Below are 1,055 nucleotides of genomic sequence, written 5' to 3'. Positions count from 1 at the left end.
GAATGTAGCGTGTGCCATCCTCACGTTCGAGGCAGACAATGACGGGCTCCGAATAGTCGTTACCGTAGTACATGTCGTACAGAGGTGCCGGCTTAGGACTATCCGAAAACTCGCGAATCCAATGTTTATGCATCTACTTCGTCCTCGTCTTCATCTTCCTCGTCGAGATCGGGATTCCCGAGGCCCAGATTCTCGACACCGAGTTTGAGGTACGTCAGCACCTCGTCCACGCTGGACCGGTATCCGGTATCGAACAAGACCTCGTACGGAGCATAGCCTTCGATCAAGCCTTGATAGACAGTGGCGTCAATGCGCGCGTCGTAGTCTGCACGAATCTTGAGCGTGTGGCATTCGATGCCGAACAGAGCCTCGTCCTTCTTGTCGTTCAGGCGCACGAACTGTTTGTGCTCTTCCGCGAACTGTTCGAGTTCCGTGTGCCGGACACGATCCAGTTCCAAACCTAGATACTGCTCCAGCGACTTGAACATGGGACGCACCTCACGGTGATACTTCTTGTTCATCTTCATCTTCCTCAACTAGTTCGTTCATGGCATTCATCAGCCGCTGTTCGACTGACGCAGCCCAGTCATCATATTCGCTCCACACCGCGCGCCGCACGATGCACAGCGAATCCTCAAGCAAACTATACAGATCAGCAGCGTCCATGTCAATTACGTTTGCTCTTGGCGATACCGGCCTTCAGTATGTCAGACGTAATACCGTCCCAGATGTCGGCAAATCCCACAGGCCATTCTGGGATTCGTCCGAACGCGTTGACGGACAGAAGCCGACCCTCGAACGAAAACGCAACATCACGGTGATCGATCTTGTCAAGCGCGATAGCTCGACGAACTGCGTCCACGATGATGGAACTGCCCACCGTGTACACGCCACGATGCGTGATCATATTCTCGACGTAGGTGTTGATCATCGCGTCGGGTACCACGTCCCCACTTACGGGCTCATATACAACGGTAAGCAGCTCCATGTTCACTCCTTATTGCGGCTCGTCAAAGATGGGGGCGAAGCGCGGGTCTCCGTTTTCAAGCGTCCCG

Annotated in this window: 3 protein-coding genes; 1 reads left to right on the top strand and 2 read right to left on the bottom strand. The window is 54.1% G+C overall.

All coding sequences use genetic code 11. From position 1 onward, the window contains the following. Nucleotides 1–125: 125 nt before the first annotated feature. Together AC1RPH_RS07615 and AC1RPH_RS07610 are read right to left on the bottom strand one after the other, a co-directional pair. Nucleotides 126–521: a hypothetical protein gene (locus AC1RPH_RS07615; RefSeq protein ID WP_281106398.1), complete on the bottom strand. Its 396-nt coding sequence runs from the start codon at nucleotides 519–521 to the stop codon at nucleotides 126–128. Next, nucleotides 499–666: a hypothetical protein gene (locus tag AC1RPH_RS07610; RefSeq protein WP_289859383.1), complete on the bottom strand. Its 168-nt coding sequence runs from the start codon at nucleotides 664–666 to the stop codon at nucleotides 499–501. Before AC1RPH_RS07610 ends, AC1RPH_RS07615 begins: the two co-directional genes overlap by 23 nt. Here AC1RPH_RS07610 and AC1RPH_RS07605 point away from each other — a divergent pair. Next, nucleotides 665–1,055: hypothetical protein (locus AC1RPH_RS07605; RefSeq protein ID WP_481762000.1), on the top strand; the 391-nt coding region annotated here is incomplete at its 3' end. The genes AC1RPH_RS07610 and AC1RPH_RS07605 overlap by 2 nt on opposite strands.

The sequence above is a fragment of the Dellaglioa sp. CoH-57-MRSF-16 genome, assembly GCF_056782055.1.
The sequence above is the reverse complement of the archived record's forward strand: the minus strand, read 5'-3'. Positions and strand labels throughout refer to the sequence as shown.